At 46.0% G+C, this 22,734-nt stretch carries 24 protein-coding genes and 2 tRNA genes; 11 read left to right on the top strand and 15 right to left on the bottom strand.

The genetic code is table 11. From position 1 onward, the window contains the following. Positions 1-36: 36 nt before the first annotated feature. The 4 genes from nusB to RTJ53_RS05140 form a co-directional block, all read right to left on the bottom strand. Positions 37-597 carry a transcription antitermination factor NusB gene (gene nusB / locus RTJ53_RS05155; RefSeq protein ID WP_312276129.1) on the bottom strand — a complete coding sequence of 187 codons (561 nt, stop codon included), beginning with the start codon at positions 595-597 and terminating at the stop codon, positions 37-39. Between the two features lie 9 nt (positions 598-606). Then, positions 607-1,122, bottom strand: a complete 516-nt coding sequence (ribH, locus tag RTJ53_RS05150; protein ID WP_007115135.1) for a 6,7-dimethyl-8-ribityllumazine synthase — start codon at positions 1,120-1,122, stop codon at positions 607-609. 158 nt (positions 1,123-1,280) lie between these two features. Beyond that, a complete protein-coding gene (gene gltX / locus RTJ53_RS05145) occupies positions 1,281-2,777 on the bottom strand; it encodes a glutamate--tRNA ligase (RefSeq protein WP_312276128.1) in 1,497 nt (498 codons plus the stop codon). 173 nt (positions 2,778-2,950) lie between these two features. Beyond that, on the bottom strand, positions 2,951-3,577 hold the full coding sequence (locus RTJ53_RS05140) for a DedA family protein (protein ID WP_060994646.1): 627 nt from the start codon (positions 3,575-3,577) through the stop codon (positions 2,951-2,953). A gap of 219 nt (positions 3,578-3,796) precedes the next feature. Here RTJ53_RS05140 and RTJ53_RS05135 point away from each other — a divergent pair. The 5 genes from RTJ53_RS05135 to RTJ53_RS05115 all read left to right on the top strand — a co-directional run bounded on the left by RTJ53_RS05135 (position 3,797) and on the right by RTJ53_RS05115 (position 6,871). Beyond that, positions 3,797-3,872, top strand: a tRNA-Ala gene (locus RTJ53_RS05135). A gap of 35 nt (positions 3,873-3,907) precedes the next feature. Beyond that, positions 3,908-3,983 (top strand) — tRNA-Glu (locus tag RTJ53_RS05130). A gap of 355 nt (positions 3,984-4,338) precedes the next feature. Continuing rightward, the gene (locus tag RTJ53_RS05125; protein ID WP_312276127.1) at positions 4,339-5,058 is read left to right on the top strand and encodes a metal-dependent hydrolase; all 720 of its coding nucleotides are present in this window, start codon (positions 4,339-4,341) and stop codon (positions 5,056-5,058) included. 1 nt (position 5,059) lies between these two features. Continuing rightward, positions 5,060-5,605 (top strand): YchJ family protein, encoded by a 546-nt coding sequence (locus RTJ53_RS05120; RefSeq protein WP_312276126.1) that lies wholly within the window; start codon positions 5,060-5,062, stop codon positions 5,603-5,605. Between the two features lie 123 nt (positions 5,606-5,728). After that, entirely contained in the window at positions 5,729-6,871 is a 1,143-nt protein-coding gene (locus tag RTJ53_RS05115) for an aminotransferase class V-fold PLP-dependent enzyme (protein ID WP_312276125.1), read from the top strand. Between the two features lie 106 nt (positions 6,872-6,977). On the opposite strand, the gene RTJ53_RS05110 is transcribed toward RTJ53_RS05115, so the two are convergent. From RTJ53_RS05110 to RTJ53_RS05095, 4 genes are all read right to left on the bottom strand, one after another. Beyond that, positions 6,978-7,880, bottom strand: coding sequence for a histone deacetylase family protein (locus tag RTJ53_RS05110; RefSeq protein ID WP_312276124.1), 903 nt, complete (start codon positions 7,878-7,880; stop codon positions 6,978-6,980). 1 nt (position 7,881) lies between these two features. Next, positions 7,882-8,766, bottom strand: coding sequence for a class II glutamine amidotransferase (locus RTJ53_RS05105; RefSeq protein ID WP_312276123.1), 885 nt, complete (start codon positions 8,764-8,766; stop codon positions 7,882-7,884). 18 nt (positions 8,767-8,784) lie between these two features. Beyond that, the gene (locus tag RTJ53_RS05100) at positions 8,785-9,048 is read right to left on the bottom strand and encodes a hypothetical protein (protein WP_188875207.1); all 264 of its coding nucleotides are present in this window, start codon (positions 9,046-9,048) and stop codon (positions 8,785-8,787) included. Between the two features lie 203 nt (positions 9,049-9,251). Next, positions 9,252-10,238: a homoserine kinase gene (locus RTJ53_RS05095; protein ID WP_312276122.1), complete on the bottom strand. Its 987-nt coding sequence runs from the start codon at positions 10,236-10,238 to the stop codon at positions 9,252-9,254. A gap of 92 nt (positions 10,239-10,330) precedes the next feature. Here RTJ53_RS05095 and hisF point away from each other — a divergent pair, with 92 nt between their 5' ends. The 4 genes from hisF to RTJ53_RS05075 all read left to right on the top strand — a co-directional run bounded on the left by hisF (position 10,331) and on the right by RTJ53_RS05075 (position 13,581). Next, positions 10,331-11,089, top strand: coding sequence for an imidazole glycerol phosphate synthase subunit HisF (gene hisF / locus RTJ53_RS05090; protein WP_036600629.1), 759 nt, complete (start codon positions 10,331-10,333; stop codon positions 11,087-11,089). Positions 11,090-11,218: 129 nt separating this feature from the next. Then, positions 11,219-12,118 carry a prolipoprotein diacylglyceryl transferase gene (lgt, locus tag RTJ53_RS05085; protein ID WP_312276220.1) on the top strand — a complete coding sequence of 300 codons (900 nt, stop codon included), beginning with the start codon at positions 11,219-11,221 and terminating at the stop codon, positions 12,116-12,118. Between the two features lie 31 nt (positions 12,119-12,149). Further along, positions 12,150-13,010 carry a thymidylate synthase gene (locus RTJ53_RS05080; RefSeq protein ID WP_060996014.1) on the top strand — a complete coding sequence of 287 codons (861 nt, stop codon included), beginning with the start codon at positions 12,150-12,152 and terminating at the stop codon, positions 13,008-13,010. A 43-nt stretch (positions 13,011-13,053) separates the two neighbouring features. Continuing rightward, positions 13,054-13,581, top strand: a complete 528-nt coding sequence (locus RTJ53_RS05075) for a dihydrofolate reductase (protein WP_312276121.1) — start codon at positions 13,054-13,056, stop codon at positions 13,579-13,581. A gap of 92 nt (positions 13,582-13,673) precedes the next feature. Here RTJ53_RS05075 and RTJ53_RS05070 read toward each other — a convergent pair whose 3' ends face one another. From RTJ53_RS05070 to RTJ53_RS05055, 4 genes are all read right to left on the bottom strand, one after another. Then, positions 13,674-14,162, bottom strand: coding sequence for a hypothetical protein (locus tag RTJ53_RS05070; RefSeq protein ID WP_159676776.1), 489 nt, complete (start codon positions 14,160-14,162; stop codon positions 13,674-13,676). Positions 14,163-14,308: 146 nt separating this feature from the next. Further along, positions 14,309-15,883: an apolipoprotein N-acyltransferase gene (lnt, locus tag RTJ53_RS05065; protein ID WP_312276120.1), complete on the bottom strand. Its 1,575-nt coding sequence runs from the start codon at positions 15,881-15,883 to the stop codon at positions 14,309-14,311. A 52-nt stretch (positions 15,884-15,935) separates the two neighbouring features. Further along, the gene (locus RTJ53_RS05060; RefSeq protein WP_312276119.1) at positions 15,936-16,835 is read right to left on the bottom strand and encodes a CBS domain-containing protein; all 900 of its coding nucleotides are present in this window, start codon (positions 16,833-16,835) and stop codon (positions 15,936-15,938) included. 156 nt (positions 16,836-16,991) lie between these two features. Then, positions 16,992-17,465 carry a YcgN family cysteine cluster protein gene (locus RTJ53_RS05055; RefSeq protein ID WP_312276118.1) on the bottom strand — a complete coding sequence of 158 codons (474 nt, stop codon included), beginning with the start codon at positions 17,463-17,465 and terminating at the stop codon, positions 16,992-16,994. Positions 17,466-17,670: 205 nt separating this feature from the next. On the opposite strand from RTJ53_RS05055, the gene RTJ53_RS05050 reads away from it, so the two are divergent. Beyond that, positions 17,671-18,411 carry a dienelactone hydrolase family protein gene (locus RTJ53_RS05050; RefSeq protein ID WP_007115153.1) on the top strand — a complete coding sequence of 247 codons (741 nt, stop codon included), beginning with the start codon at positions 17,671-17,673 and terminating at the stop codon, positions 18,409-18,411. A gap of 203 nt (positions 18,412-18,614) precedes the next feature. Further along, positions 18,615-19,856 carry an A/G-specific adenine glycosylase gene (mutY, locus tag RTJ53_RS05045; RefSeq protein WP_312276117.1) on the top strand — a complete coding sequence of 414 codons (1,242 nt, stop codon included), beginning with the start codon at positions 18,615-18,617 and terminating at the stop codon, positions 19,854-19,856. Here mutY and RTJ53_RS05040 read toward each other — a convergent pair. The 3 genes from RTJ53_RS05040 to RTJ53_RS05030 all read right to left on the bottom strand — a co-directional run bounded on the left by RTJ53_RS05040 (position 19,839) and on the right by RTJ53_RS05030 (position 22,521). After that, positions 19,839-20,627, bottom strand: coding sequence for a uroporphyrinogen-III synthase (locus RTJ53_RS05040; protein ID WP_312276116.1), 789 nt, complete (start codon positions 20,625-20,627; stop codon positions 19,839-19,841). The genes mutY and RTJ53_RS05040 overlap by 18 nt on opposite strands. A 19-nt stretch (positions 20,628-20,646) precedes the next feature. Then, positions 20,647-21,606, bottom strand: coding sequence for a hydroxymethylbilane synthase (gene hemC / locus RTJ53_RS05035; RefSeq protein WP_312276115.1), 960 nt, complete (start codon positions 21,604-21,606; stop codon positions 20,647-20,649). Between the two features lie 177 nt (positions 21,607-21,783). Next, the gene (locus RTJ53_RS05030; RefSeq protein WP_036604038.1) at positions 21,784-22,521 is read right to left on the bottom strand and encodes a LytR/AlgR family response regulator transcription factor; all 738 of its coding nucleotides are present in this window, start codon (positions 22,519-22,521) and stop codon (positions 21,784-21,786) included. Between the last annotated feature and the right edge of the window lie 213 nt (positions 22,522-22,734).

Genomic DNA, 22,734 nt, shown 5'->3' with positions numbered 1-22,734 from the left:
GCATAAAAGGGCGTAGCGAGTACGCCCTTTACGGTATTATTTTTCTTCTTCGGTGGTCGCTTGCGATGGCGGCTGCGATGCATCCTCTGTTTTGGCTTTTTTGGCATCTGCCTCTACTTCAGGCATACGCGCGTCTTTGGCGATTTTATCCATCACCACATGAATCATTTTATAGCCATCTGATGAGCCAAAATGGGTATTGAGCTGAATCGCTTCATCAATCACTACTTTGTAAGGCACTTCCAAGTGCTGCTTCATCTCATACGCACCGACAAGTAATACCGCTTGCTCAACTTTATCTAGACGTGTCCAAGGGCGATCAAGTAGGCTGTCGATATAGGCGATTAAGTCATCGCTTTGCTCAATGATTTTGCTCAGCAGCTCGTGATAATAGCCCAAATGCACCGTGTGCATGGCATTCTCACTGCGGGTATGCGCTTCGATTTCGTGCGATGGATTGCCTGTCAACAGCCATTCATATAACCCTTGCACCACAAAACGGCGTGCTTTACGAATCGCGGTCAGGCTGGTTTTATAATTGACGGCGTTGTCTTGACTCGCCTGCTCTGGTGAGGTGTGGGTTGAATTGTCAGTCATATCGCTACCTTATTCACCAGCCATTTGTGCGTCAATTTGACCCAACACGTTAATCATCTCAAGCGCGACCATGGCTGCTTCTGAGCCTTTGTTACCTGCTTTGGTGCCAGAGCGTTCAATGGCTTGTTCGATGCTGTCTGTGGTCAAAATTGCATTAATGACAGGCACGTCATAATCCAACCCAATCGCGCCTAAGCCTTTGGCAGATTCACCAGCGACAAAATCAAAGTGCGGCGTGCTACCACGAATCACCGCGCCTAAACCGATGATAGCGTCAAATTTATCGGTTTGTGCCATACGAGCAACCGCCAGCGGAATTTCCCAAGCACCCGGTACACGCACGACAGTAATATTGCTACCTGCGATACCATGACGCAGTAAGGTATCAATCGCGCCGCTGACCAAACTTTCTACCACAAAGCTGTTAAAACGTCCTACCACCATACCGATTTTGGCGTGGGCATTGGTGTGTAATTCACCGCTGATATGCTGTACTTGGGCGAGTTCGTTTTGAAGATTTGCCATGATGATTACCTTTAAATTGTAAAAATTAGAATCTGATTTTGCTAGGTATGATACCATTTTTGTTAGGTTTATTCATGTTATTTAGCATGACCCTAGGTTACTTCCATTAAAATAAAAAATCCGCCATAGCGACGGACTTTTATACAAAACAATTAAACTTATTGGGTCAAAAAGCTTGGCAATGCTTTATGACGTTTTTCCAATTCTTTCGCTTTTTTCTTACTGACACCGCCCAATACCTCAATGGCATGACGCAGGCGCTGCAATGTCATATCCGCCCCAATCAAATACATTGAATTCATCACAGGCGTGCTTGACTTGCTACCTGCGATGGCAATAAAAAATGGTGACATAAAATCACGCAACTTAATGCCCATCTCGCCTGCCAAACCAGACAATACCGCTTGGATATGCTCCTCCGTCCACACAGGCAGGGTTTCTAACTGCCATTGCGCAAGTTGTAGAATCTCCACGGTTTGCTCAGTGGATAACACTTTATGCTCAAAGTCCACCTCACTAATGGTTGGCAAGTTTTGGAAATAAAAGCCCGACCAATTCACCGCATCCGACAACAAGTTAATGCGTGGCTGAATGGCTTTGGCAATCGCGGTAAGTTTGTCGCTGTCATTTGCCCAATCAAGAATTTTGGTTTTTAAGGCTTCGGGTGACAGTGAACGCAACCATTCGCCATTGAGCCAAGTGAGTTTTTCCACGTCAAAAATCGGACCGCCAAGCGACACCCGTTTAATGTCAAAACTGGCAATCATTTCATCCAACGTGAATTTTTCGGATTCATTTGGCATGGAGTAGCCCATCCGTCCCAAATAATTGAGCAAGGCTTCTGGCAACACACCTGCATCACGGTAATAGGTGATAGACGTAGGGTTTTTGCGTTTGGATAGTTTGGATTTGTCGGGGTTTCTGAGCAGTGGCATATGACAGAGTACTGGCATATCCCAACCAAAATATTTATACAATAATTGATGTTTTGGGGCAGAGTTAATCCACTCTTCGCCACGGATGACATGGGTAATCTGCATCAAATGGTCATCGACCACGTTTGCCAAATGGTAGGTTGGTAGACCGTCGGTTTTAAGTAGCACTTGCATATCCACTTGTGACCAAGGAATCTCGACTTCGCCACGTAGCATATCTTCAAATTTACATACACCCTCGTCTGGCACACGCATACGAATGACGAATGGCTTGCCTTCGGCGGCGAGCTTGTCCGATTGTTCACGGGAAAGGTCCGCATAGCGACCGTCATATTTTGGGGTTTCGCCCCGTGCCATTTGTTCGGCTCGCATTTGGTCGAGTTCATCACTGGTGGCAAAACAGCGGAATGCATGACCTTTGTCCAACAGTTCCTCGGCGTATTGTTTGTAGATGTCTTTACGCTCGCTTTGGCGGTACGGTGCATGTGGACCGCCCATGTCTGGACCTTCTGCCCAGTCAAGACCGACCCAGCGCAGGGCGTCCAAAATCATTTGCTCAGATTGCGCGGTGGAGCGCGTTTGGTCGGTGTCTTCAATGCGCAGGATAAAGTCGCCGCCATGCGCTTTGGCAAAGGCAAGGTTAAATAGGGCGATATAGGCGGTGCCAACGTGGGGAAAGCCTGTGGGGCTTGGGGCAATACGGGTGCGGACTTTTGACATGGATTTCTCAATTTTACAAAAATTTCAAATTAGCGGCTATTATAGCCGACTATCGAATTTTTATAAATTGAATCCTAGCGATGATAGGTGGCTGATAACATATAAATTTGGAAGGCAACGCTAAATACCAGATTGACTTTGGCATTTAGCGTTATTTTTGAAGACTAATTCAATTATTTATCCTTACGATGGCGAATGATTTCGACAATCATTGGTACCACCGAAAACACAATAATCGCAATCATAATCCACGAAAAATGTTCTTTGACAAAGGGTAATTGACCAAAAAAATAGCCTAGCGTGGTAAAAGATACGACCCATAATACCGCGCCAACGATGTTATAGCGAGCAAACTGGGCATAATTCATGTTGCCCATCCCGCCTACAAACGGCGCGAAAGTGCGTACAATGGGAATAAAACGGGCAATAATAATGGTGCGTCCGCCGTATCTTTCATAATAATCGTGGGTTTTTTGCAAATAGCTTTGCTTAAAAATCTTGGAATTGGGGTTGGAAAATAACTTTTGTCCAAAGTGTTTGCCAATCTCAAAATTGACAAAATCGCCCAATACTGCCGCCACAATCAATAAACCAATTAGCACAAAGATATTCATATCGCCCACTGCGGCAATGGTGCCTGCGGCAAACAACATCGAATCGCCGGGCAAAAATGGCAACACCACCAGACCCGTCTCGCAAAACACAATGGCAAACAAAATCGCATAAATCCAATTACCATAGTTGTTGACCAGCTCTTGTAAATGATCACCGATATGCAAAATAAAATTCACCAACCACATGGGCTATCCTTATAATTTTAGACAAAACAACAAAATATAACTAATCTACAGTCGTTATATGAAGGCAACATTAACCAGGCATCATTATAGCAAGAATGCGTAAAGCAACTATGGGTAAAAATTTTGTGTTTTTAGGCAAAAATCATCTTGACAGCAAAATCAGTTTTCAATAAAATACGCGCACTCTTAGGCAAAGCAGTCTAAATAATTCCCAAAAATGGGGCTATAGCTCAGTTGGTAGAGCACTTGCATGGCATGCAAGGGGTCAGCGGTTCGACTCCGCTTAGCTCCACCACTATTAAGTCTGCTTAGAGCACCTCGTGCGATTGCGTCCCCATCGTCTAGAGGCCTAGGACATCGCCCTTTCACGGCGGTAACCGGGGTTCGAATCCCCGTGGGGACGCCACTTATTTAAAAAAGCCATTGTCTGACGGACGATGGCTTTTTTGTTTTTGCTGTCTGTCTCTAGTAAGAGTTTTTGCTATCTAGTGTTGCCTTGCCATATCCTAGGTTACATAGCTTACAATGTTTTGCCTTTCTCCATGCCTCATGCCCCACAAAATCAATTTTCCTTGCGCTCAGTTGACGCTTTGTCATTAAAATTAGCATATAATTGAGCGCGCAATTGCGTATGTGATAAATGACTTTTTGGCTATCTACTTTAAGCTAGATGATTTTAGCTACTTGATTTTAGCCACTAAATTTTACCACTTGAGTTTTGACTGACTGATTTTAAGTTATTGGGAAACTGGGCGAAGACTATGGCAAATTTTAACACCCACATAAGCGTGGCTTTTGTCGCAAGTGGCGTCACTGGCTTGGTGATTTATAAAGCAGGGATGCTGACCGCGCCTGAATATTTGATGTGTGTGGTGGCTGGTACCATTGGTGGCTTGCTGCCCGATATTGATTTGGACCACTCGGTACCCGCGACTGTAGGATTTAATGTCGTATCGCTGTTGAGCGCATTTTTTATTGTTATCTTGTGTGTCGGGCAGTTTTCGTTGGTTGCATTGGCAGGATTGTGGTTAGCATCTTATTTGCTGATGCGCTACGGGGTGTTTAATTTATATAGCAAATTGACGGTGCATCGTGGTATCGTGCACTCGATTCCCTATCTGGGGATTATAGCAATGACCCTCGTGTACGCCAGCTTTTATGGGTTTAAGCAAGGCGCTGTTATCAGTTGGTTTTTAGGGCTGTTTTTGATGTTTGGCGCCATTGTTCATCTGCTGTTAGATGAGATGTTTAGCGTCAACTTGTTAGGGCTGAGTGTCAAAAAATCTTTTGGTACTGCGTTTAAAGTGTTTAAATTCGATCAAATAGGCTGGTATTTGGGCTTATATGCCGTGTTGGCTGCCCTGATTGTGTTTGCCCCGCCGTTTAAAATATTTTGGCAGACGCTACAAGACCCGATTAGTTGGCTTATTTTAAAGAAAAATATCTTGCCTACCGCCATCAACCTACCGAACATTCATTAATATGATACATACGTCACCTTGCCCGTGCGGTTCTACACTGTCTTATGCTGATTGCTGTGCGCCCCTGCATGTGGGGCAAAAATTCGCCGATACCGCAGCACAGCTAATGCGCGCTCGGTACGCGGCATTTGTGTTTCAACATGTCGAGTATATCGTTGCCACCACTGCGCCGTTTCAGCAAGCATTACTGGATAAAAAAAGCATCGCTGATTGGTCACAGCAAACTGATTGGGCAGGGTTAGCAGTCATCAAACACACGCCGAAAATTGGCAAACGTCATGCACAAGTCGAGTTTAAAGCCTACTTTCACTTGCCTGCATCAGCTGTGCACTCCGCTGGTTTGGATTTAGCGGCTTTAGACAGCAAAGGTTTAGACAGCAAAGGTGTCCATCATGAGCTATCCACCTTTGTGAATATTCCCATCCCTGGCACCAGCCGTTGGTATTTTTTGGATCCGACAGTGGTCATGCCTGTCACCCAAAAGCAGCCTTGCCCCTGTGGTAGTGGTGAGAAATACAAACGCTGCTGCGGACAGTTTTTGGCTTAATCGCTGCGCCATTGATAACAAAAACTTTAACAACCGCTCTACAATTTTTTTGTTTTTTAAAAGGGCTTTTTTGCTAGACTAATTTTATTTGCCATAAAGACAACAATATTAAAGGAGAGTCCCATGCCTGCCCTACGCCAAGATATTGATCCAGACGGTTTATTAGAATACTCTGTGGTGTACACCGACCGCTCGCTCAATCATATGTCCAAAAAATTCCAAACCGTGATGAATGATTTGTCCACAAGCTTAAAAAACGTTTACAACGCCGATGCGGTGGCAATCGTGCCGGGTACAGGGAGTTACGGTATGGAAGCGGTTGCGCGCCAGCTTGCCACTGACCAAACAGTGCTCATCATCCGTAACGGCTTTTTTAGTTTTCGCTGGACGCAAATCCTTGAAAAAGGTCGTATCACGGATGACGTGACGGTCCTGACCGCACACATCGGTGACAACAGCGATTCAATTGGGCAACAACAGCAGTTTGAGCCAGTGGCAATCGAGGCAGCTGTCGCTGAGATTCAATCTAAAAAACCTGCGGTGGTATTTGCCCCCCATGTCGAAACCGCGGCAGGCTTGATGCTGCCTGATGACTACATCAAACAACTTGCCGATGCAGTACATAGTGTCGGTGGTTTACTGGTCATTGACTGTATCGCCTCAGGCTGTGCATGGCTTGACATGAAAGCGCTGGGCATTGATGTGCTCATCTCTGCACCACAAAAAGGCTGGTCAAGCACGCCATGTGCGGGACTAGTAATGATGAATGAACAAGCGGTTGCCAAAGTGGAAGCCACCGAATCGACCAGTTTTGGGCTAGATCTTAAACAGTGGCTCACTATCATGCGCGCTTATGAAAATGGCGGTCATGCGTATCATGCGACGATGCCAACCGATGGGCTGACCAAATTTCGCGATACTGTCAAAGAAGCCGAAGCGATTGGACTTGATAAGCTCAAAAGCGCCCAATTTGAATTGGGTCAAAAAGTACTATCCGTCCTCAATCAACACCATATTATTAGCGTCGCAGCTGAAGGCTACCAAGCGCCGGGTGTGATTGTGGTTTATACTGAGCGTGATGATATGCACAAAGGTGCAGCATTCGCAGCCCAAGGCTTACAAATTGCAGGCGGCGTCCCACTAAAAGTTGGCGAACCCGACAGCTTTAAAACATTCCGTTTGGGGCTGTTTGGGTTAGATAAACTAACGGATGTGGACGGTACAGTCAGCCGTTTTAAGCAAGCGCTTGAGAAAGTATTAGCTTAATTATCAGCGTACGTGTTAGTGCATTTATTAGCATAACCACGGTCTATTTTAAAAGCTCTGTGAATTTAAAAGCTCTGTGTAACAGGGCTTTTTTATTGCTTTAAAATTACTCATACAGCCTTTTTGCCGTGCGAAAGGTATTGCAATGGGCTTCCACCACATCGTCGATGTTTTCTGAGTAGCCGCCACCCATCACCACCGCCACTGGGATCCCATGGGCTTTGGCTTGACTAAATACAAACGCATCACGCTTGGCACAGCCGTCACGGGTAAGCGCAAGTTTACCGAGTTTATCGGTGGCGAGCACATCCACAGCGGACTGGTAAAACAGCATATCGGGTTTCACTTTTGCAATAAGTCTGGGCAGCGTATCCATTAATATTGCTAAATACGCCTCATCGCCTGTCTCGTTTGGCAAATCAATATCTAAATCAGATGCTTGCTTGCGAAACGGATAGTTTTTTGCGCCATGCATACTGAAGGTAAATACTCGGGGTTCATTTGCCATCAAATGCGCTGTACCGTTGCCTTGATGCACGTCCAAATCTACGGTCAGAATTTGGGTCGCCTGTCCACGTGCCAACAATAAATTACTCGCCACCGCCACATCGTTAAACACGCAAAACCCTTCGCCATGATCGGCAAACGCATGGTGGGTCCCGCCTGCGATATTGAGCGCGACACCGAATTGTTTGGCGAATAAGGCACATTCATAAGTGCCGTGGGCAATTACCCGTTCCCGCTCAACGAGCCTTGGCGTCATCTCAAAGCCGATGGCGCGCGCGTCCTTGGCGGGCAATGTTTGGTGTTTTAGATGCTGCCAGTACCTTTGTGTATGTGTGGTGAGAATTTCGTCTTCGCTCAATCGTTGCGGGGCAAAAAAATTGGCTTGGGCGAATGTACCCTCCGCCAATAACCGCTCGGCAATCATCGGATATTTTTGCATAGGGAAACGGTGACGCTCGGGGACGTCATATTTAAAAATATCAGCATAAGCGACTTTTATCATATTATAAGCTCGCCCCCACTTTGCGGGCGATGGCAATGCCTTCTTCAATGGTTAAGCAGGTCGGATTATCAGGCGTATCTTTAAATAAAATATCGCCATCCCGAAACATCAAACATTCATCCACATACAGCTGTTGCCAGTGTTCGTTGTAAGTCAAAGGAATGGTAGTAATCAAGGTCACTTTATCGGTCTGCGAGGTCACTTCACTAAAATCAATCGCCAGCTCACTGTCAGCGAGTTTTGCCTCACCAAATGGCGCTTTACGGGTGATAAAAAACAGCAAGCTCCCTGCATAGGCTAGCTGCCAATCGCCATTGCTAATGAGACAATTAAACAAGCCCAATGCCGATAACTCACGACAAATCGTAGTCAAAAACTGGAATAACACCTCATCGCTGGGCGGCTCACTAAACTGTGATTTGAGGCGATTTAGCAGATAACAAAACGCCATCTCCGAATCGGTTGTACCTACGGGTTGATACTGGACAGGCACAGGGCTGAGCTGGTCAATAAAATCCATCTGTAGCTGCCCATTATGCGCAAATGCCCATTCTTCGCCCCATACCTCACGGACAAAGGGGTGGGTATTAGCCAAGCAATTTGTGCCTTGCGTGGCTTTGCGAATATGGCAAATCACATTCATCGCCTTAATCGGATAACTATTGACTAAATCCGCCACCGGTGAGCAGAAACTTGGCTTGTCATCGTGAAATTGACGCAGCCCTGCTTTACGATTACCCTGTGATGGGTCGGGATTTTTTTCAAAAAACACAATACCAAACCCATCGGTATGGATATCGGTCTGCCCGCCCCGCTGACGAAACCCGGCAAAGCTAAAATGAATATCAGTGGGTGTGTTGCAATTCATACCCAGAAGTTGGCACATGGTGATTAGGGTTCCTTTCTACTGCAATTTTGCTGAGTCGTTATTGTCTACCAAGTCGTCATCCGCTAGTTGCGAGGTGTCATCGATATTATCGAGCAAAGCTCTGGCTTGCTCAACATCTTCAGGGGCAACCCATAGCACACCGCCTGTGTTTAATCCCATCAAATCAACGAGTTGGGTCTGTACGTTGATGCCGTTGTTTTGTAAATAGATGGCGTGGGTTTCTGCCAATAAGTTAGTCGGGTATTGGGCAAGTTTTTGCCAGTGATTGCTATCGTTCATTTCTATTGTCCTGTAAGCATGGGTTTGACAGTGAAGATAGTATAACAATTAGAGTGAATACGCCCCCATCCCTGCGTTATTCTTTTTAGGATAAACGTAATCGGGGCGTTTTTTTGTCCTTTTTTTACCAATCTATTTGTTTTATCAATGTACCTATTGACGATTTGGTAAATTATGCCATGCGATAAAAACACCGCAATGCCTTATTTAACCTTCCCCCAATGAAAGCTGGCTAGGCGTTTCATCAAATCAGGATTTTTCACCATAATATTATCGCCCGTGCGACCCTGCTGACGGTTATAATAAATCACATTCAAACGCAGCAGCCAAAACGTCACGCCCGCCATGGCAAGCATAATCGGCAATGCCTTTTTCTCATCATCGCTCAAAGCGCGTTTGCTCTCGTACCCTTGTAAAAACGCTTGCATCTTGGCGTCATCAAAATTCACCGCTTCGCCATCATTGGCGTTACCCCAAGTGGTGCAAAAATCATTAATGGTAATCGCCACATCCATCACAAAATGTTCAACACTGACTTCGGTAAAATCAAGCAAACCTGTGAGTGTTGGCTGGGTTTCATCACTAAAATCCCACAGTGTGTTATCGGCAAACATATCTAAATGACATAAACCTGTTGGCAAATTTTTGCTTGCTACGGTTTCGTAGGCTTGCCAAATATCATTCATCAGTTTGGCTTCATCGCTTGGCATAAACTTGGTTTCACGGTCACGCACCAAATGCCAAGGATATAACTCAACGCCATAGTTTTGTGCAGGCGTCAAGGTTTGCAAGGTTTGGTGAAGAACGGCTAAAGCTTCGCCCATTTGACGGCACATATCAGGTGTGGTTGCTTTCGGGTGACCGCCCGAGAGTTTTGGCGACACCACAATGGCTTTGTTGTCAAAATACAGCAAAAACTCGCCGTTTTTGGCGGCTAGCGGTGCTGCTACGGGTAGCAGGTCTTTTAGGCGGTTTAAGATAATCGCCATTTTTTGAATTTCATGCGGTTTGCGTTCTTCAAACAAGGTAAATACATAAGACGGCTCGCCTGCTTTGTCCGTGGTTGTTTCAATAAACCAATTACTGTTTTTGATACCCTGTGTGATAGGTATGGCTTTGGCAAAATCCACGCCAAATTGTTGGCAAAAATCACTAAATTGTTGGTCAGTCAACTGGGTATATACAGACATAAGGCATCCTTGAAGCGCAGCACACCGATAAAACTGCGGTAATGGCAAAGTAAATTTGATAAACTTATAGCTATTATAGAAGGAAATCGAATATGTTAGCAAAACGAATTATCCCTTGCCTTGATGTTGACAATGGTCGGGTGGTCAAAGGTGTGCAATTTGTCGACATCAAAGACGCGGGTGACCCTGTTGAAGTGGCGCAGCGCTACAACGAACAAGGGGCGGATGAAATCACTTTTTTGGACATCACCGCTACCCATCATGGACGCGACACCACCTATCACACGGTTGAACGCATGGCAGAGACCGTATTTGTACCGCTGACCGTGGGCGGCGGGGTGCGTAAAGTCGATGACATTCGTCACTTGCTAAACGCGGGCGCGGATAAAGTATCGATTAATTCAGCGGCAATTTTTAATCCTGAATTTGTCGGTGAAGCGGCAGCGCGTTTTGGCAGTCAGTGTATCGTGGTAGCGATTGATGCCAAAAAAGTGGGTGATAATCAATGGGAAATCTTTACCCACGGGGGACGCAAAGCGACTGGTATTGATGCGGTAGCATGGGCGGTCAAAATGGCAGGGTTTGGGGCGGGTGAACTGCTTGTGACCTCGATGGACTCAGATGGTACCAAAAACGGCTATGATATCGCCTTGATGAAGCGCATTACAGATAGCGTAAATGTGCCAGTGATTGCGTCAGGTGGTGTCGGTAATTTGCAACACTTGGCAGATGGGGTGCTGCAAGGCGGTGTTGATGCCGTACTAGCAGCGAGTATTTTCCATTTTGGCGAATATACCGTGGGCGAAGCCAAGCAGTTTATGGCACAGCAAGGCATTGAAATGCGTTTGTAATGGCGAGCTTTGTGAGAACGATAGCCGCTGGTAATAACTAAAAGCGCACAGCAAAAAATAGCCCAAACTAGCCAAAACTGCTATGATATTGGCATTTTCGATAATGACTAAATTGCCATGTTTCCACTAATTTTAACTCACCCGCAATGGGATCCTGTCGCTCTGCATTTGGGACCTGTCCAAGCCCACTGGTACGGGCTGATGTATTTACTGGCTTTTGCTGCCGCTTATGCGTTGGCTTGGTATCGCACTAAGTCACGCCCAGACTGGAATGCCGACATGGTCGCTGACCTGGTATTTTACGGGGCGATGGGCGTGATTCTGGGCGGTCGTATCGGCTATGTGCTGTTTTATCAATTAAGCGAATTTTTATCCAATCCGATGTATCTGTTCAAAATCAACCAAGGCGGCATGTCGTTTCATGGGGGATTTTTGGGTGTTGCCATCGCAATGCTATTTTTTGCCCGCAAATATCAAAAGAACATTTGGAATGTGCTAGATTTTATTATTCCCTGCGTGCCAACCGGACTACTGTTTGGTCGTATTGGCAATTTTATCAATGGCGAATTGTGGGGTCGAGTATCTGATGGGGGTTACAACTGGCTGATGCTGTTCCCGCAAGCGGTCAATGAAGACAATGAGCTACTCAAACAAAGCCCTGCCCTGCAAAGCCTTGCGCAAACCTTTATAATTGATGGTAACAATTATTTGTTACTCCCACGCCATCCGTCACAGCTGTATCAGGCTTTTACTGAAGGGGTGGTACTGTTTGTTTTGGTTTGGTGGTTTGCCAGCCGGCCGCGTCCACGTATGGCAGTTAGTGGTTTGTTTGTGATGGGCTACGGTATTGCACGTTTTATTACCGAATTCTTCCGCCAACCTGATGCTGACCAAGGTTTTATTTTATTAGGGTGGATGACAAAAGGGCAAATGTTAAGCCTACCAATGATTATCGGGGGTTTGGTTTTATTGATTTGGGCGTATAAAAACCAAATCTATGATTGGGGCAGTCAAAAGAATGTGGACTAACAAAGAAAACTAACCAAGGAACTCATCACCCATGATTACGTCAAAAAACGAACAAGCCTATTTGGATTTACTTAAACTGGTGCTAGCTAACGGCATACAAAAAGGCGACCGTACGGGCACCGGTACCATCAGCTATTTTGGCGCGCAGATGCGGTTTGATTTGAATGAGGGTTTTCCACTACTCACCACCAAAAAAATCCATACCAAAAGCGTGATTTATGAGCTGCTTTGGTTTTTAAAAGGCGATACCCATGTCCAATACTTGCAGGACAATGGTGTGCGTATTTGGAATGAATGGGCAACCGCCGAGCAAACTGCCCGCTTTGGCAAGCCTGAAGGCGAACTTGGCGCGGTGTATGGACACCAGTGGCGCAACTTTGGGGCAAGCAAAAAAGCGGACGGCAGCTACCATTCAGACGGTTTTGACCAAATCAGTTGGGTGGTGAATGAAATCAAAAATAACCCAAACTCGCGCCGTTTGATTGTCTCTGGCTGGAATCCTTTGGAGGCAAACGAAGTGGCCTTGCCCCCTTGTCATACCCTGTTTCAGTTTTTTGTCGCCGATGGCAAATTATCTTGTCAGTTGTACCAACGCTCGGCGGATTTGTTTTTGGGTGTACCTTTTAACATTGCCAGCTATGCCTTGCTTACCCATATGATAGCCCATGTGACGGGGCTTGGCGTCGGTGAGTTTGTGTGGACGGGTGGTGATTGTCATATCTATAACAATCATTTACAGCAAGTGCATGAGCAGCTTAGCCGCGAGCCGTTTGCTCTACCCAAACTTTGGCTCAATCCTGACATTACTGACATTTTTGCCTTTGATTTTAACGATATAAAAATTGAAAATTATCAAAGCCATGCCACAATTAAGGCTGAAGTCTCTGTATAAGCTTACAACCCAATGCCAAAACTCACAAAAATAAGGATAAATCATGAGTTATTCTAATGTGGAAGTCGCCCAAATCGTAGCGATGAGCCAAAACCGCGCCATTGGCAAAGACAATCAATTGCCTTGGCATATCTCTGAGGACTTGAAACATTTTAAAAAACATACCAATGGCGGTATCGTGATTATGGGTCGCAAGACCTTTGAATCCATGGGTGCAAAACCCTTGCCCAACCGTACCAATTTTGTGATTACCACCAATTTGGACTACCAAGTGGATGATGATGCCGTCATTGTGATGCACAACCTAGATGATGCACTGACCCAAGCCTCATCGCTCGCCCATGGTAAAGGTTTACAAACGATTTGGGTGATTGGTGGCGAAAAAGTTTTTCAACAAGCCCTGCTGTTTAGTGATCGCTTAGAAATCACCCAGGTCGATACCGTGATTGACAACGCAGCAGCATTTTATCCAGAGATTACCAGTGATTTTGTCAAAATATCAGAAAGTGAAAAATTCACGGATAAGCAAAGCGGGTTAAGCTATCAGTTTGTCACTTACCAAAAAGCTTAAGCTTGACAGTGACGACTTAGCGCATAAAAAAACCACGTCATCTAACGTGGTTTTTTATGCAGCTGTGGTCTTTTTATTTAGATATTGATATCTTATTTTGATTGTTCTTGAGATTTGACCGCTGAGGCAACAGGCGGTGCGATATTTGGGGTTTCACCTGTTTTGGCTTTAATCTCTGCTTTGGCTTCAGCCGTTGAGGCATTACGCGCTTCAATAGTCGATGTTTTTGCAGTAGCCGTTGGTGCAGAAGATGGCGTCATAGAAGCATTGTCTGGGCTAGCAACGGTGGCATTTGGACCTGTCGCGGTGTCTGCATTGGCAGTGGCGGTGGTGGTTTCACCCGCCGCAGGTGAGGTTGCCGCAGGCGTCGAACCTGCTGGTTTGGCAGCGGCAGCAGCAGATGCGGCGGCTTTGGCTTCCACTTCAGCATTGAGTTTTGCAACGTCAACGTGGTTACCAGCGGGGCGAACAATTGCTGAAATAAGGATTAATAAAACCACGCCTAGAAACGCTAAAACGCCAATTAAAGAGTAACTAAGTTCTTTTTTGACATTGTTTTCCACGACTTCATGATGAGCCATCGTAAACCTCACTGTAAATCATTGGGGCAAGAGTTGTTGAATCTAAATGAATTCAAATCAAATTTTTAACTATTATACGGAACTTTGTAACCATTATATACTAAATTTTTGCAATTGGTGACAAAACCTTACTGCATCTAAGGTTTTTAACGTGTTTTACGAATCAGCCAACTAATCAGTAGCAATAGCGCTGCCAGTGCCAAAATAGGATAACTACCCCAGCGCATAAATGGTGTATTACCAACGCGCGATTGGATCTCACCCCGTAACACCGTGCGCTCAAAGGCTGGCGCTTTGGCAACAATGTTGCCTTTATCATTGATAATGGCGGTCACGCCAGTATTGGTCGCGCGCATAAACCAGCGACCGGTTTCAATCGAGCGCATTTGCACCATTTGTAGATGCTGCAATGGACCTGCCGATGTGCCAAACCAAGCATCATTGGATACGGTCAATAAAAAGTCAGTATTTTTGGCATTGCGGCGGGTGGTATCAGGATAGGCGACTTCATAACAAATTGCCACCCCAACTGGGTGGTTTTTGACTTGCAAGGGGGCTTGGTGCGCAGAACCACTGCGAAAACTCATGGTGCCGCCCATCAAGTTTGGTAATGCCCAATCTAACATACCTTCAAACGGGATATATTCGCCCACGGGTACCAAATTTTGCTTCTTGTATAAGCCTTTGGCATCGGCGCCCAAAGCAATTACACTGTTGTAAAATGGCTCGTATTTATCAACTTTTGGGTCGTATTCATTGACATCCACATACGGAATACCGGTGAGCCATGCGGTATTGCTTTCGCGGGCTTGGGCAGCAATTTGACTGATAAAGGGCATGGCGTCGGTTTGAAACATCGGAATTGACGACTCTGGCCACAAGATAATGTCTTGACCCCATTCCGTTTTACTTAAACCTGCATAGATACCCAGCGTTTGGATTTGGTATTCTTGCAGCCATTTTAAGTCCTGCGGAATATTGCCTTGTACTAAGGAGACTTTCAGATTTGGTGTGCCTTTGGGGGTCGTCCATTGCGGGGCAATAAGCCACAGCGCCACGCTTGCCAGTAACATCAAAGACGAGGGAATTAAAAAACGGTATTTTTTTCGCGCCGCTTCCACCAGACTGGCTGAGACAAACACCGATACAAAGCTCAGCGCCAACACCCCAAAAATTGGCGCAAGGCTCGTCAGCCAAGGTTGCGCTGTATAAGCATAGCCCACAAATAGCCAAGGAAAACCTGTAAATAGCCAGGTTTTTAGCCACTCTTGTACCACCCATAATGACGCAAAGCTTAGCGGCTGTTTTGCCACAAAGCGGTTAAAAATGACCGCCAAGGCACCATGAAACAATCCCATCCCCAAGCCAACAAAACCAATCATCAGCAAGGCTAACAAGGTAGGGGTATCACCATAGGTATGAATCGAGGTAAACAACCAAAACGCACCCACGCTCCACAATCCCATGCCATACATTTCACCGAGCCAAAACGCCCGCCAATTTGACATTGTGGGCAATAATAGCCAATACAACACCAGTGGCGATAACAGTGCCACTAGCCAAAAATCATAAGGCGCTAACGCAAAGATAAATGCCGCACCCGCAAGCCAAGCCAGCACCAGTTTGGGTAACAGGGGCTGTTTGGTATTTGCAGATTTGCCACTATCGTGATGAGATTGTACAGAAAGTTGCTTTTTTAGGGACTGGGTAGTAAGACGCATTGGCGAGTATTGCCTTTAGGGTTAAACGGTTTTGCAAACATAAGTAATTGGACTAATCGTCGAGCTGATTATACCCTTTAACCAGTTCAATTTCTTGGATAAATCGACCATCTGCTGACAATACTGTCAAACGACAATCATCAATAAAGACCGTTTGACCCAGCACTTCATTGACTTCGCCAAGCTCTTGCATGACCAGTCCGCCCATACTAGCGACATCCTCACTATCAAAATGGGTACCTAGCTGTTCATTACAGTCTGAGACTGAGGTAATAGATTGCACAATCCATGTATCAGGCTGGTTGGGCACGGGCACTATATGATTGATATCGGTATCTTCTTCGATGTCGTCATGCTCATCGATGATATCACCGACAATTTCTTCGAGTAAGTCTTCCATCGTCACCACGCCTGCTGCCACCCCAAACTCATCAATGACGATTGCCATATGAATTTGGTTTTTTTGAAAAAGACGCAGTAGGTTGTCAGAGCGCGCAGTTTCACTGATATAAATTGGCTGGCGTACAATCGCTTCAAGATTAAAATGGTCAATATTTTGACCTTGCGCCTTGGCGACCAAAAACGGAATCAAATCTTTGGCAAGTAAGATACCCATTACCGTGTCTTTATTGTCATCGGTAAATACAGGATAACGCGAGTGGGCGGTTTCCATATAGAGCGACATGATGTCTTGCAAGTTTTGGTGCTGGGTGATGCCTGCAACGTGGCTGACAGGGGTCATGATTTCTCGCACTTGAATGGCGGGTAAATCTAAGACACCCTCTAACATATCGACGGTGTCGGGCGCCAAAAATCGACGCGAATCATGTACCAATTTGACTAGTTCATCACGGGTTTCAGGGGCGGTGGATAGCCAGCGTTTCAGACCGCGTGACCAGCTACTGCCTTGTGTTTTGTTTGACAGGTGTGAACTCGAATTGTCGTCTGACATAGCCGACGAGACCCTCATATGGCGAAAGATTTTTTTACCTTACCTTAAGCCCATGATGATTGCAATGGTATTTTTCTTAATTTTATTGTATTTATTGGCTGATTTTACTGACCCATCAGCTTGTTCAGTGTTCGTAAAGCCTCGGATAAACAAGCACTATTGGCGAATCCAATGAATCACCCGTTCTTCCTGCTCTAGCTCAGAAACTTCTGTTTCAGACTGACAGCGCCCCGCCACACTGATATTTTTTTGCCGCATCATGGTTTGTGTCACGGCGGCATCCTCAGTAAGTAATAAATGCCAGCTTGGCAGTGGTTGCCCGTAGTACAAGCGCTTGTAGGCACAGCTTGCCGGTAGCCAGTACATCTCGCCAATGTTATCGATGGTTAGACTGATGCAGTCGGGCACATAGTCGCGCCTTGTTGGATAATGCTGGCAAGCCCCTGTGGCACAATCAAGCAGTCGACAGGCGACATCACTGTATTCAACTTCATCGGTGTCATCGTCTTTAAATTTAATCAAACAACAAGCCCCACAGCCATCGCATAAGGCTTCCCATTCAGCTTGGGTCAATTGTTCTAACGAAAATCGCTCCCAAAATTGCGGGCGTAAGGTAACAGATTGGCTCATTATGTTTCCAACTTTTGGCTTGTATAAAACAGTGACAGTATTATAACGGAAAATGCGATGATTTCAGTATACAGTAGTGCCTGTATTAACCGTTGCACTGACTTGCCACGCTCTCATTAGCGTATGAATCCAGCGTTTTTATAACGCCAGTGTCTTATAACAATAGCAACCAATCATATCATTTACCATAACATAAGGATTTATGATGCCAATTCAAATTTTACAACTCGAATCTACCACCACCGATGGCGTGGAGCTCAAAAGCTATGTCTGTCTACCAGAATCAGCTAGCCACGACAATCCTGCCCCAGCGATTTTGGTGGCGCCTGAATGGTGGGGCGTTGTTGAGCACCCACAAAAAGTCACTGAGCGTTTAGCCGAAGCGGGTTTTGCTGCCGTCGCCATGGATGTGTATGGCGAAGGTAAACTGACTACAGATGCCGCCCAAGCCAATGAATGGATGAGCCAAATGCTCGCTGACCAAGACATGCTGATGGCGCGTTGTAAACTCATTATGGATGACTTTACCGACCTTGAAGCTGTTGATACAAACCGTCTGGGCGCGATTGGTTTTTGCTTTGGCGGCAAAATCGCCCTAGACATGGCGCGTGAAGGTTTCCCGCTTAAAGCAGTGGCGACTTTCCACGGCAACCCTACCCCAAAACAACCGGCACAAAAAGGCAAATTCACCGCCAAAGTATTGGTGGCACATGGTGAAGCCGATAGCATGGTGTCAATGGATGCGATTGAAGGGTTAAAAAAAGAGCTGGATAACGCCGATGTTGAATACACAGTCGATGTATACGAAGGCGCCAAACACGGCTTTACCAATCCTAATGCTGACAAACGCGCCGAAGAGAACGGCGTGGATTTGGGCTATGATGCCGATGCCGCAAAAGCCAGCTGGGATGAAATGATTGCGTTTATGCAAGACAATCTTGTATAACATACAGCCGTTGCATCGTTAGCCCCAAAAGCAATATCCATCATGATATTGCTTTTTTGATGCCTACGTCCCAGTTTGAGTCCAGCTTTGTTAAGTCTGTTGTCAGTCACTATTGAATCCCAACTAGAAAGTCTTATATAGCTATCACGATAGTAACCCGATGGTGAATTTTGAACGCACATCCGAATACAAACCCCTCAACAATGCAAAGTCCTAATCAGCACTTAAGCCACAATCATACCAAAGCGCATACCGAAGCGGAGCTTGATAGTTTTGCACCGCGTATTTTGACCTGGTTTGACCATAGCGGGCGTCATGATTTGCCGTGGCAGCAGCATCAGCTTGACACGCCAGACCCCTATCCGGTGTGGTTATCTGAGGTTATGCTACAGCAGACCCAAGTGGCGACGGTGATTCCTTATTTTGAGCGCTTTATGACAAGTTTTCCCACGGTGCAGGATTTGGCAAACGCATCTTGGGATCAAGTCGCTGAGCACTGGGCAGGGCTGGGTTACTATGCACGTGCGCGCAATCTGCATAAAGGTGCCAAGCAGCTGGTGGATATCATCGAGCAAACTGGCAAATTTCCGCAAACGGTTGCCCACTGGGAGCAGATTTCAGGCGTGGGTCAATCTACGGCGGGCGCAATTGTGGCGATGGGTGTCAGAGCTGACCAATATGGCGGTGACAGAGGGGTAATTTGCGATGGTAATGTCAAACGTGTGTTGACCCGCTGGGCTGGCATTGACGGTGATATCACCAAAACTCCCACAACCAAAGCGCTTTGGCAACTTGCCGAGCGTCTAACACCGAACCGTGATAGCGGGCACTATGCCCAAGCGATGATGGATATGGGGGCGACGCTATGCACCAAAGCGAAACCTGCCTGCCTACTGTGTCCCGTGCAAGCCGACTGCGTGGCAAATGCCCAAGGTAAGCAAAGTTTTTATCCGGTAAAAAGTAAAAAATCGCCCAATCCGTCTAAGTTTTCGCTAGCATTAAAACTGGTTTGTGATGACAAAACCTTGTGGCTACAACGTCCTGATAATGGGATTTGGGGCGGACTGTGGTGTTTACCATTGGCCTTTGTCAAAAAACACCCGGGGGCAAAAAATACAGGCGCGCCGCTACTGGCAACCTGGCAGCAAGAGGCGACGTTTGAAGCAGAATACAACACCGCTGAGCAGATTATCTTTGAGTTCTTACAAGCTGAGCAACTGCTAAATATCGAGCAGGTTAACTTAGATAGCACTGATACTGTCAAACATAGCCTTACCCATTTTCATTGGTTTTTGACCCCCTTAACGATTTCGTTGAACGCCGAGCAACATGAAAAATTGACTAAAAAATTGCAACAAGCGCTGCAAACGCTGTCATGGGTAGATGATTCAGCGCAAAACAGCTTAGCAAAACCAAAAGCCATGCAGCTATTGGTGAGTGGTTAAAGCTTGTAAAATTGTCGCAGGTAGTAAGTCGGGGATGATGGTTATGTTAAGACTGGCCTGCTGTAATAACATTTGCTCTGCAATACGCGACTGCAATACCAAATAATAACAGCTGGCAGCCATTTCAGTGCCTGCTGTTAGTTGTTGCCAGTTTTGCCAGGCGGTCAAACTTGAGATGAGTACAACGATGGGTTGGTTATGGCTCTGCGTTTGTTGCCAAACTGCGAATGCTTGGGTGGTTGTGCTTGGTAAAACCCGTTGGTACAAGTTTAGCAAATGCACTTGCACACCTCTTGCCGTCAATGTATCTGCCAATAATTCTCGCCCGCCGATGCCGCGCCATACCTGCAAATAATCGCCTTTGCCAAGCGCTTTGATTACCGGCAAATTCAATAGCCCTTCATTGTTTTGCGCCCTTTTTTCACTGGGAAAGATAACCGTAGGCGCTGGCAACTCTGTGAGCTGCTGCCAGGTCTGGTTAAAGTAATTTGCGGTTTTGTCACCCACCGCAACCCATGTAATCTCTTTGGATAACTCCGTTAGCTTGACCAAGGTGACAAGCCTCGCTAAGCCATACTTTACTGCCGCTTCACTGACTAGCACCACCACTTGATAGCGGTCAATCGATTGTAAAACTGCCCGCCCTGCCACTGTTAACGGCTTTTCTACCAACGTCAACAACGGCAGGTCAATCACTCTAACGCCATGCTGGCGCAAAAATAGGCTTAGTGCCTTAGCTCGCCGATCAGGTCTGGTATTGATAAATTGCATGGGTATGAAGATCTCAATATCAGCCGTCTTGATAAATCTGCGCCAAGATTTTGTCCGCACCTTGTGCAATGAGCGCTTCAGCCACCACCACGCCCATGGCTTCAGCAATTTGTTCAGACTCGCGTGCATCATCAACTAACGCGTTATGATGCTCAGCTTTTAACAAGGTTTTACCATCTACACTGCCGACCCGACCCTGTAAATAAATTTGTCCATCTTGAATGGTAGCAAAGCCTGCAATCGGTACTTGGCAACCACCCTGCAAATGACGATTCATGGCGCGTTCTGCCATCACGCATAGACGGCTTGGCTCGTCATTGAACGGTTTTAATAGTGCCAGTACATCAGCATCATCACTTCGGCATTCAATGGCAAGCGCACCTTGCCCGACTGCTGGCAGGCTGATATGCGTATCAAGTTCATGGCGGATACGATCGGTAAGCCCCAAACGCGTCAAGCCACTGGTTGCCAAAATAATGGCATCATACTCACCTGCATCTAGCTTGGATAAGCGTGTGCCTACATTACCGCGTAAGCTGATAATCTCTAAGTCAGGACGATATTGCTGGATTTGGCATTGACGGCGTAAACTTGATGTACCAAGTTTAGCCCCTTGTGGCAACGCATCTAGACTCGCATAGTGATTTGATATAAAGGCATCGGTTGGCTGCTCACGCTCACAATAAGCGCCAAGTGTCAGACCTTCAGGGAGCACCATGGGTACGTCTTTGAGCGAATGCACGGCGATATCGGCACGTTTTTCATACAAGGCTTGCTCAAGCTCTTTGACAAACAGACCTTTTCCGCCGATTTTCGCTAGCGGGGTATCTAGGATTTTGTCACCTTTGGTGACCATCGGTACTAGATTGACGGTCAGGCTTGGGTACAGCGCTTGCAACCGCGCTTGGATGTGTTCGGCTTGCCACAATGCAAGTGGGCTTTGGCGAGTGGCGATATTTAAAGTGGTTAACGTAGTCATAGCAGTATCTTTTTTAGCAAGCAATAAAAATGCCTAACTCTCTAAGCTAGGCATTTGCCAGATGGGTATCTGTCATTAATTCAGCGAGTTAGCCATCAGTATAGCAAAATGTCAGGATAATTTCTCTGACTGCTCGCTAAAGCATACGGAAACATACGAAAGACGACACTACATACACTACATTGATTGGATTTTATCCCTTAGTAATGGCAAATGACGGCGGCTAACAGCAAGCTTGTCAGGTAAACCTTTGAAACGTACTTGGTACTGACCTTGGTCAATCGCTTCAAGCATTTCTAGATAGTTAACATTGATTAACGCATTGCGATGGATACGAAAGAATGCATCCCCAAATTCTTGTTCAAGCTCTTTGAGGGTTTCATCAATTAAAACCGTGCCGCCTTTATGACGGATTTGCACGTATTTTTGGTCGGCTGTAAAGTAATAGATATCTTGCAGCGCAATCAGCTCTACCCCGCGATGGGTACGCGCCGCAATATGCTGACGATTGGACTGTGCTAACGGGTCTTCTAATCGGCTGATTTCATTGAGCTGGGCATTACTAAGCAATGACGCTCTCGATAATACCTGTAACAACTCTTCTTTGTTAGCAGGCTTTAGCAAATAGCCAATCGCGTGTGCTTTGAATGCAGCAATCGCATAATGGTCGTACGCGGTCACAAAAATAATGGCTGGTGGATTGTTAAGTTCATTGAGCTCTTTGGCGCAGCGGATACCATCCATTTCTGGCATGCGAATGTCTAACAAAATTACATCGGGTGCGGTTTCTTTGACTTTTGCAATGGCCTCAATACCTGTGGCTGCCTGTGCAACAACCTCATGTCCTTCTTCTCTTACGATGCGCGTTAGCCTCTCTCGGGCCAGTGGCTCATCATCACAGATCACAACTCTCATTGTTTACTCCTTTGCTACTTTGAGGTCAAAAACACCTGTATTTGACCCTACAAGTCTTACTTTCTTCACAATCTAATGCCAAATCCAACAAAACCGCTTGGTGAGCAATCAAACACTCATAAAATAGCGCTTAACTGATTAGATAAACTAATAAACGCATTGTTTTAAGTAGACGCAAATTAATATACCATAGTTTGTTAGATAAAATGTGAA

It is taken from the genome of Moraxella sp. CTOTU46711 (assembly GCF_031975715.1).
Classification (GTDB): Bacteria; Pseudomonadota; Gammaproteobacteria; order Pseudomonadales; family Moraxellaceae; genus Faucicola.
The sequence above is the reverse complement of the archived record's forward strand: the minus strand, read 5'-3'. Positions and strand labels throughout refer to the sequence as shown.

What these genes read in the sequence shown, in the direction of transcription:
- nusB (WP_312276129.1), bottom strand. Translation starts at nt 597, where the DNA reads ATGACTGACAATTCAACCCACACCTCACCAGAGCAGGCGAGTCAAGAC.
- ribH (WP_007115135.1), bottom strand. Translation starts at nt 1,122, where the DNA reads ATGGCAAATCTTCAAAACGAACTCGCCCAAGTACAGCATATCAGCGGT.
- gltX (WP_312276128.1), bottom strand. Translation starts at nt 2,777, where the DNA reads ATGTCAAAAGTCCGCACCCGTATTGCCCCAAGCCCCACAGGCTTTCCC.
- RTJ53_RS05140 (WP_060994646.1), bottom strand. Translation starts at nt 3,577, where the DNA reads ATGTGGTTGGTGAATTTTATTTTGCATATCGGTGATCATTTACAAGAG.
- RTJ53_RS05125 (WP_312276127.1), top strand. Translation starts at nt 4,339, where the DNA reads ATGGCAAATTTTAACACCCACATAAGCGTGGCTTTTGTCGCAAGTGGC.
- RTJ53_RS05120 (WP_312276126.1), top strand. Translation starts at nt 5,060, where the DNA reads ATGATACATACGTCACCTTGCCCGTGCGGTTCTACACTGTCTTATGCT.
- RTJ53_RS05115 (WP_312276125.1), top strand. Translation starts at nt 5,729, where the DNA reads ATGCCTGCCCTACGCCAAGATATTGATCCAGACGGTTTATTAGAATAC.
- RTJ53_RS05110 (WP_312276124.1), bottom strand. Translation starts at nt 7,880, where the DNA reads ATGATAAAAGTCGCTTATGCTGATATTTTTAAATATGACGTCCCCGAG.
- RTJ53_RS05105 (WP_312276123.1), bottom strand. Translation starts at nt 8,766, where the DNA reads ATGTGCCAACTTCTGGGTATGAATTGCAACACACCCACTGATATTCAT.
- RTJ53_RS05100 (WP_188875207.1), bottom strand. Translation starts at nt 9,048, where the DNA reads ATGAACGATAGCAATCACTGGCAAAAACTTGCCCAATACCCGACTAAC.
- RTJ53_RS05095 (WP_312276122.1), bottom strand. Translation starts at nt 10,238, where the DNA reads ATGTCTGTATATACCCAGTTGACTGACCAACAATTTAGTGATTTTTGC.
- hisF (WP_036600629.1), top strand. Translation starts at nt 10,331, where the DNA reads ATGTTAGCAAAACGAATTATCCCTTGCCTTGATGTTGACAATGGTCGG.
- RTJ53_RS05080 (WP_060996014.1), top strand. Translation starts at nt 12,150, where the DNA reads ATGATTACGTCAAAAAACGAACAAGCCTATTTGGATTTACTTAAACTG.
- RTJ53_RS05075 (WP_312276121.1), top strand. Translation starts at nt 13,054, where the DNA reads ATGAGTTATTCTAATGTGGAAGTCGCCCAAATCGTAGCGATGAGCCAA.
- RTJ53_RS05070 (WP_159676776.1), bottom strand. Translation starts at nt 14,162, where the DNA reads ATGGCTCATCATGAAGTCGTGGAAAACAATGTCAAAAAAGAACTTAGT.
- lnt (WP_312276120.1), bottom strand. Translation starts at nt 15,883, where the DNA reads ATGCGTCTTACTACCCAGTCCCTAAAAAAGCAACTTTCTGTACAATCT.
- RTJ53_RS05060 (WP_312276119.1), bottom strand. Translation starts at nt 16,835, where the DNA reads ATGTCAGACGACAATTCGAGTTCACACCTGTCAAACAAAACACAAGGC.
- RTJ53_RS05055 (WP_312276118.1), bottom strand. Translation starts at nt 17,465, where the DNA reads ATGAGCCAATCTGTTACCTTACGCCCGCAATTTTGGGAGCGATTTTCG.
- RTJ53_RS05050 (WP_007115153.1), top strand. Translation starts at nt 17,671, where the DNA reads ATGCCAATTCAAATTTTACAACTCGAATCTACCACCACCGATGGCGTG.
- mutY (WP_312276117.1), top strand. Translation starts at nt 18,615, where the DNA reads ATGCAAAGTCCTAATCAGCACTTAAGCCACAATCATACCAAAGCGCAT.
- RTJ53_RS05040 (WP_312276116.1), bottom strand. Translation starts at nt 20,627, where the DNA reads ATGCAATTTATCAATACCAGACCTGATCGGCGAGCTAAGGCACTAAGC.
- hemC (WP_312276115.1), bottom strand. Translation starts at nt 21,606, where the DNA reads ATGACTACGTTAACCACTTTAAATATCGCCACTCGCCAAAGCCCACTT.
- RTJ53_RS05030 (WP_036604038.1), bottom strand. Translation starts at nt 22,521, where the DNA reads ATGAGAGTTGTGATCTGTGATGATGAGCCACTGGCCCGAGAGAGGCTA.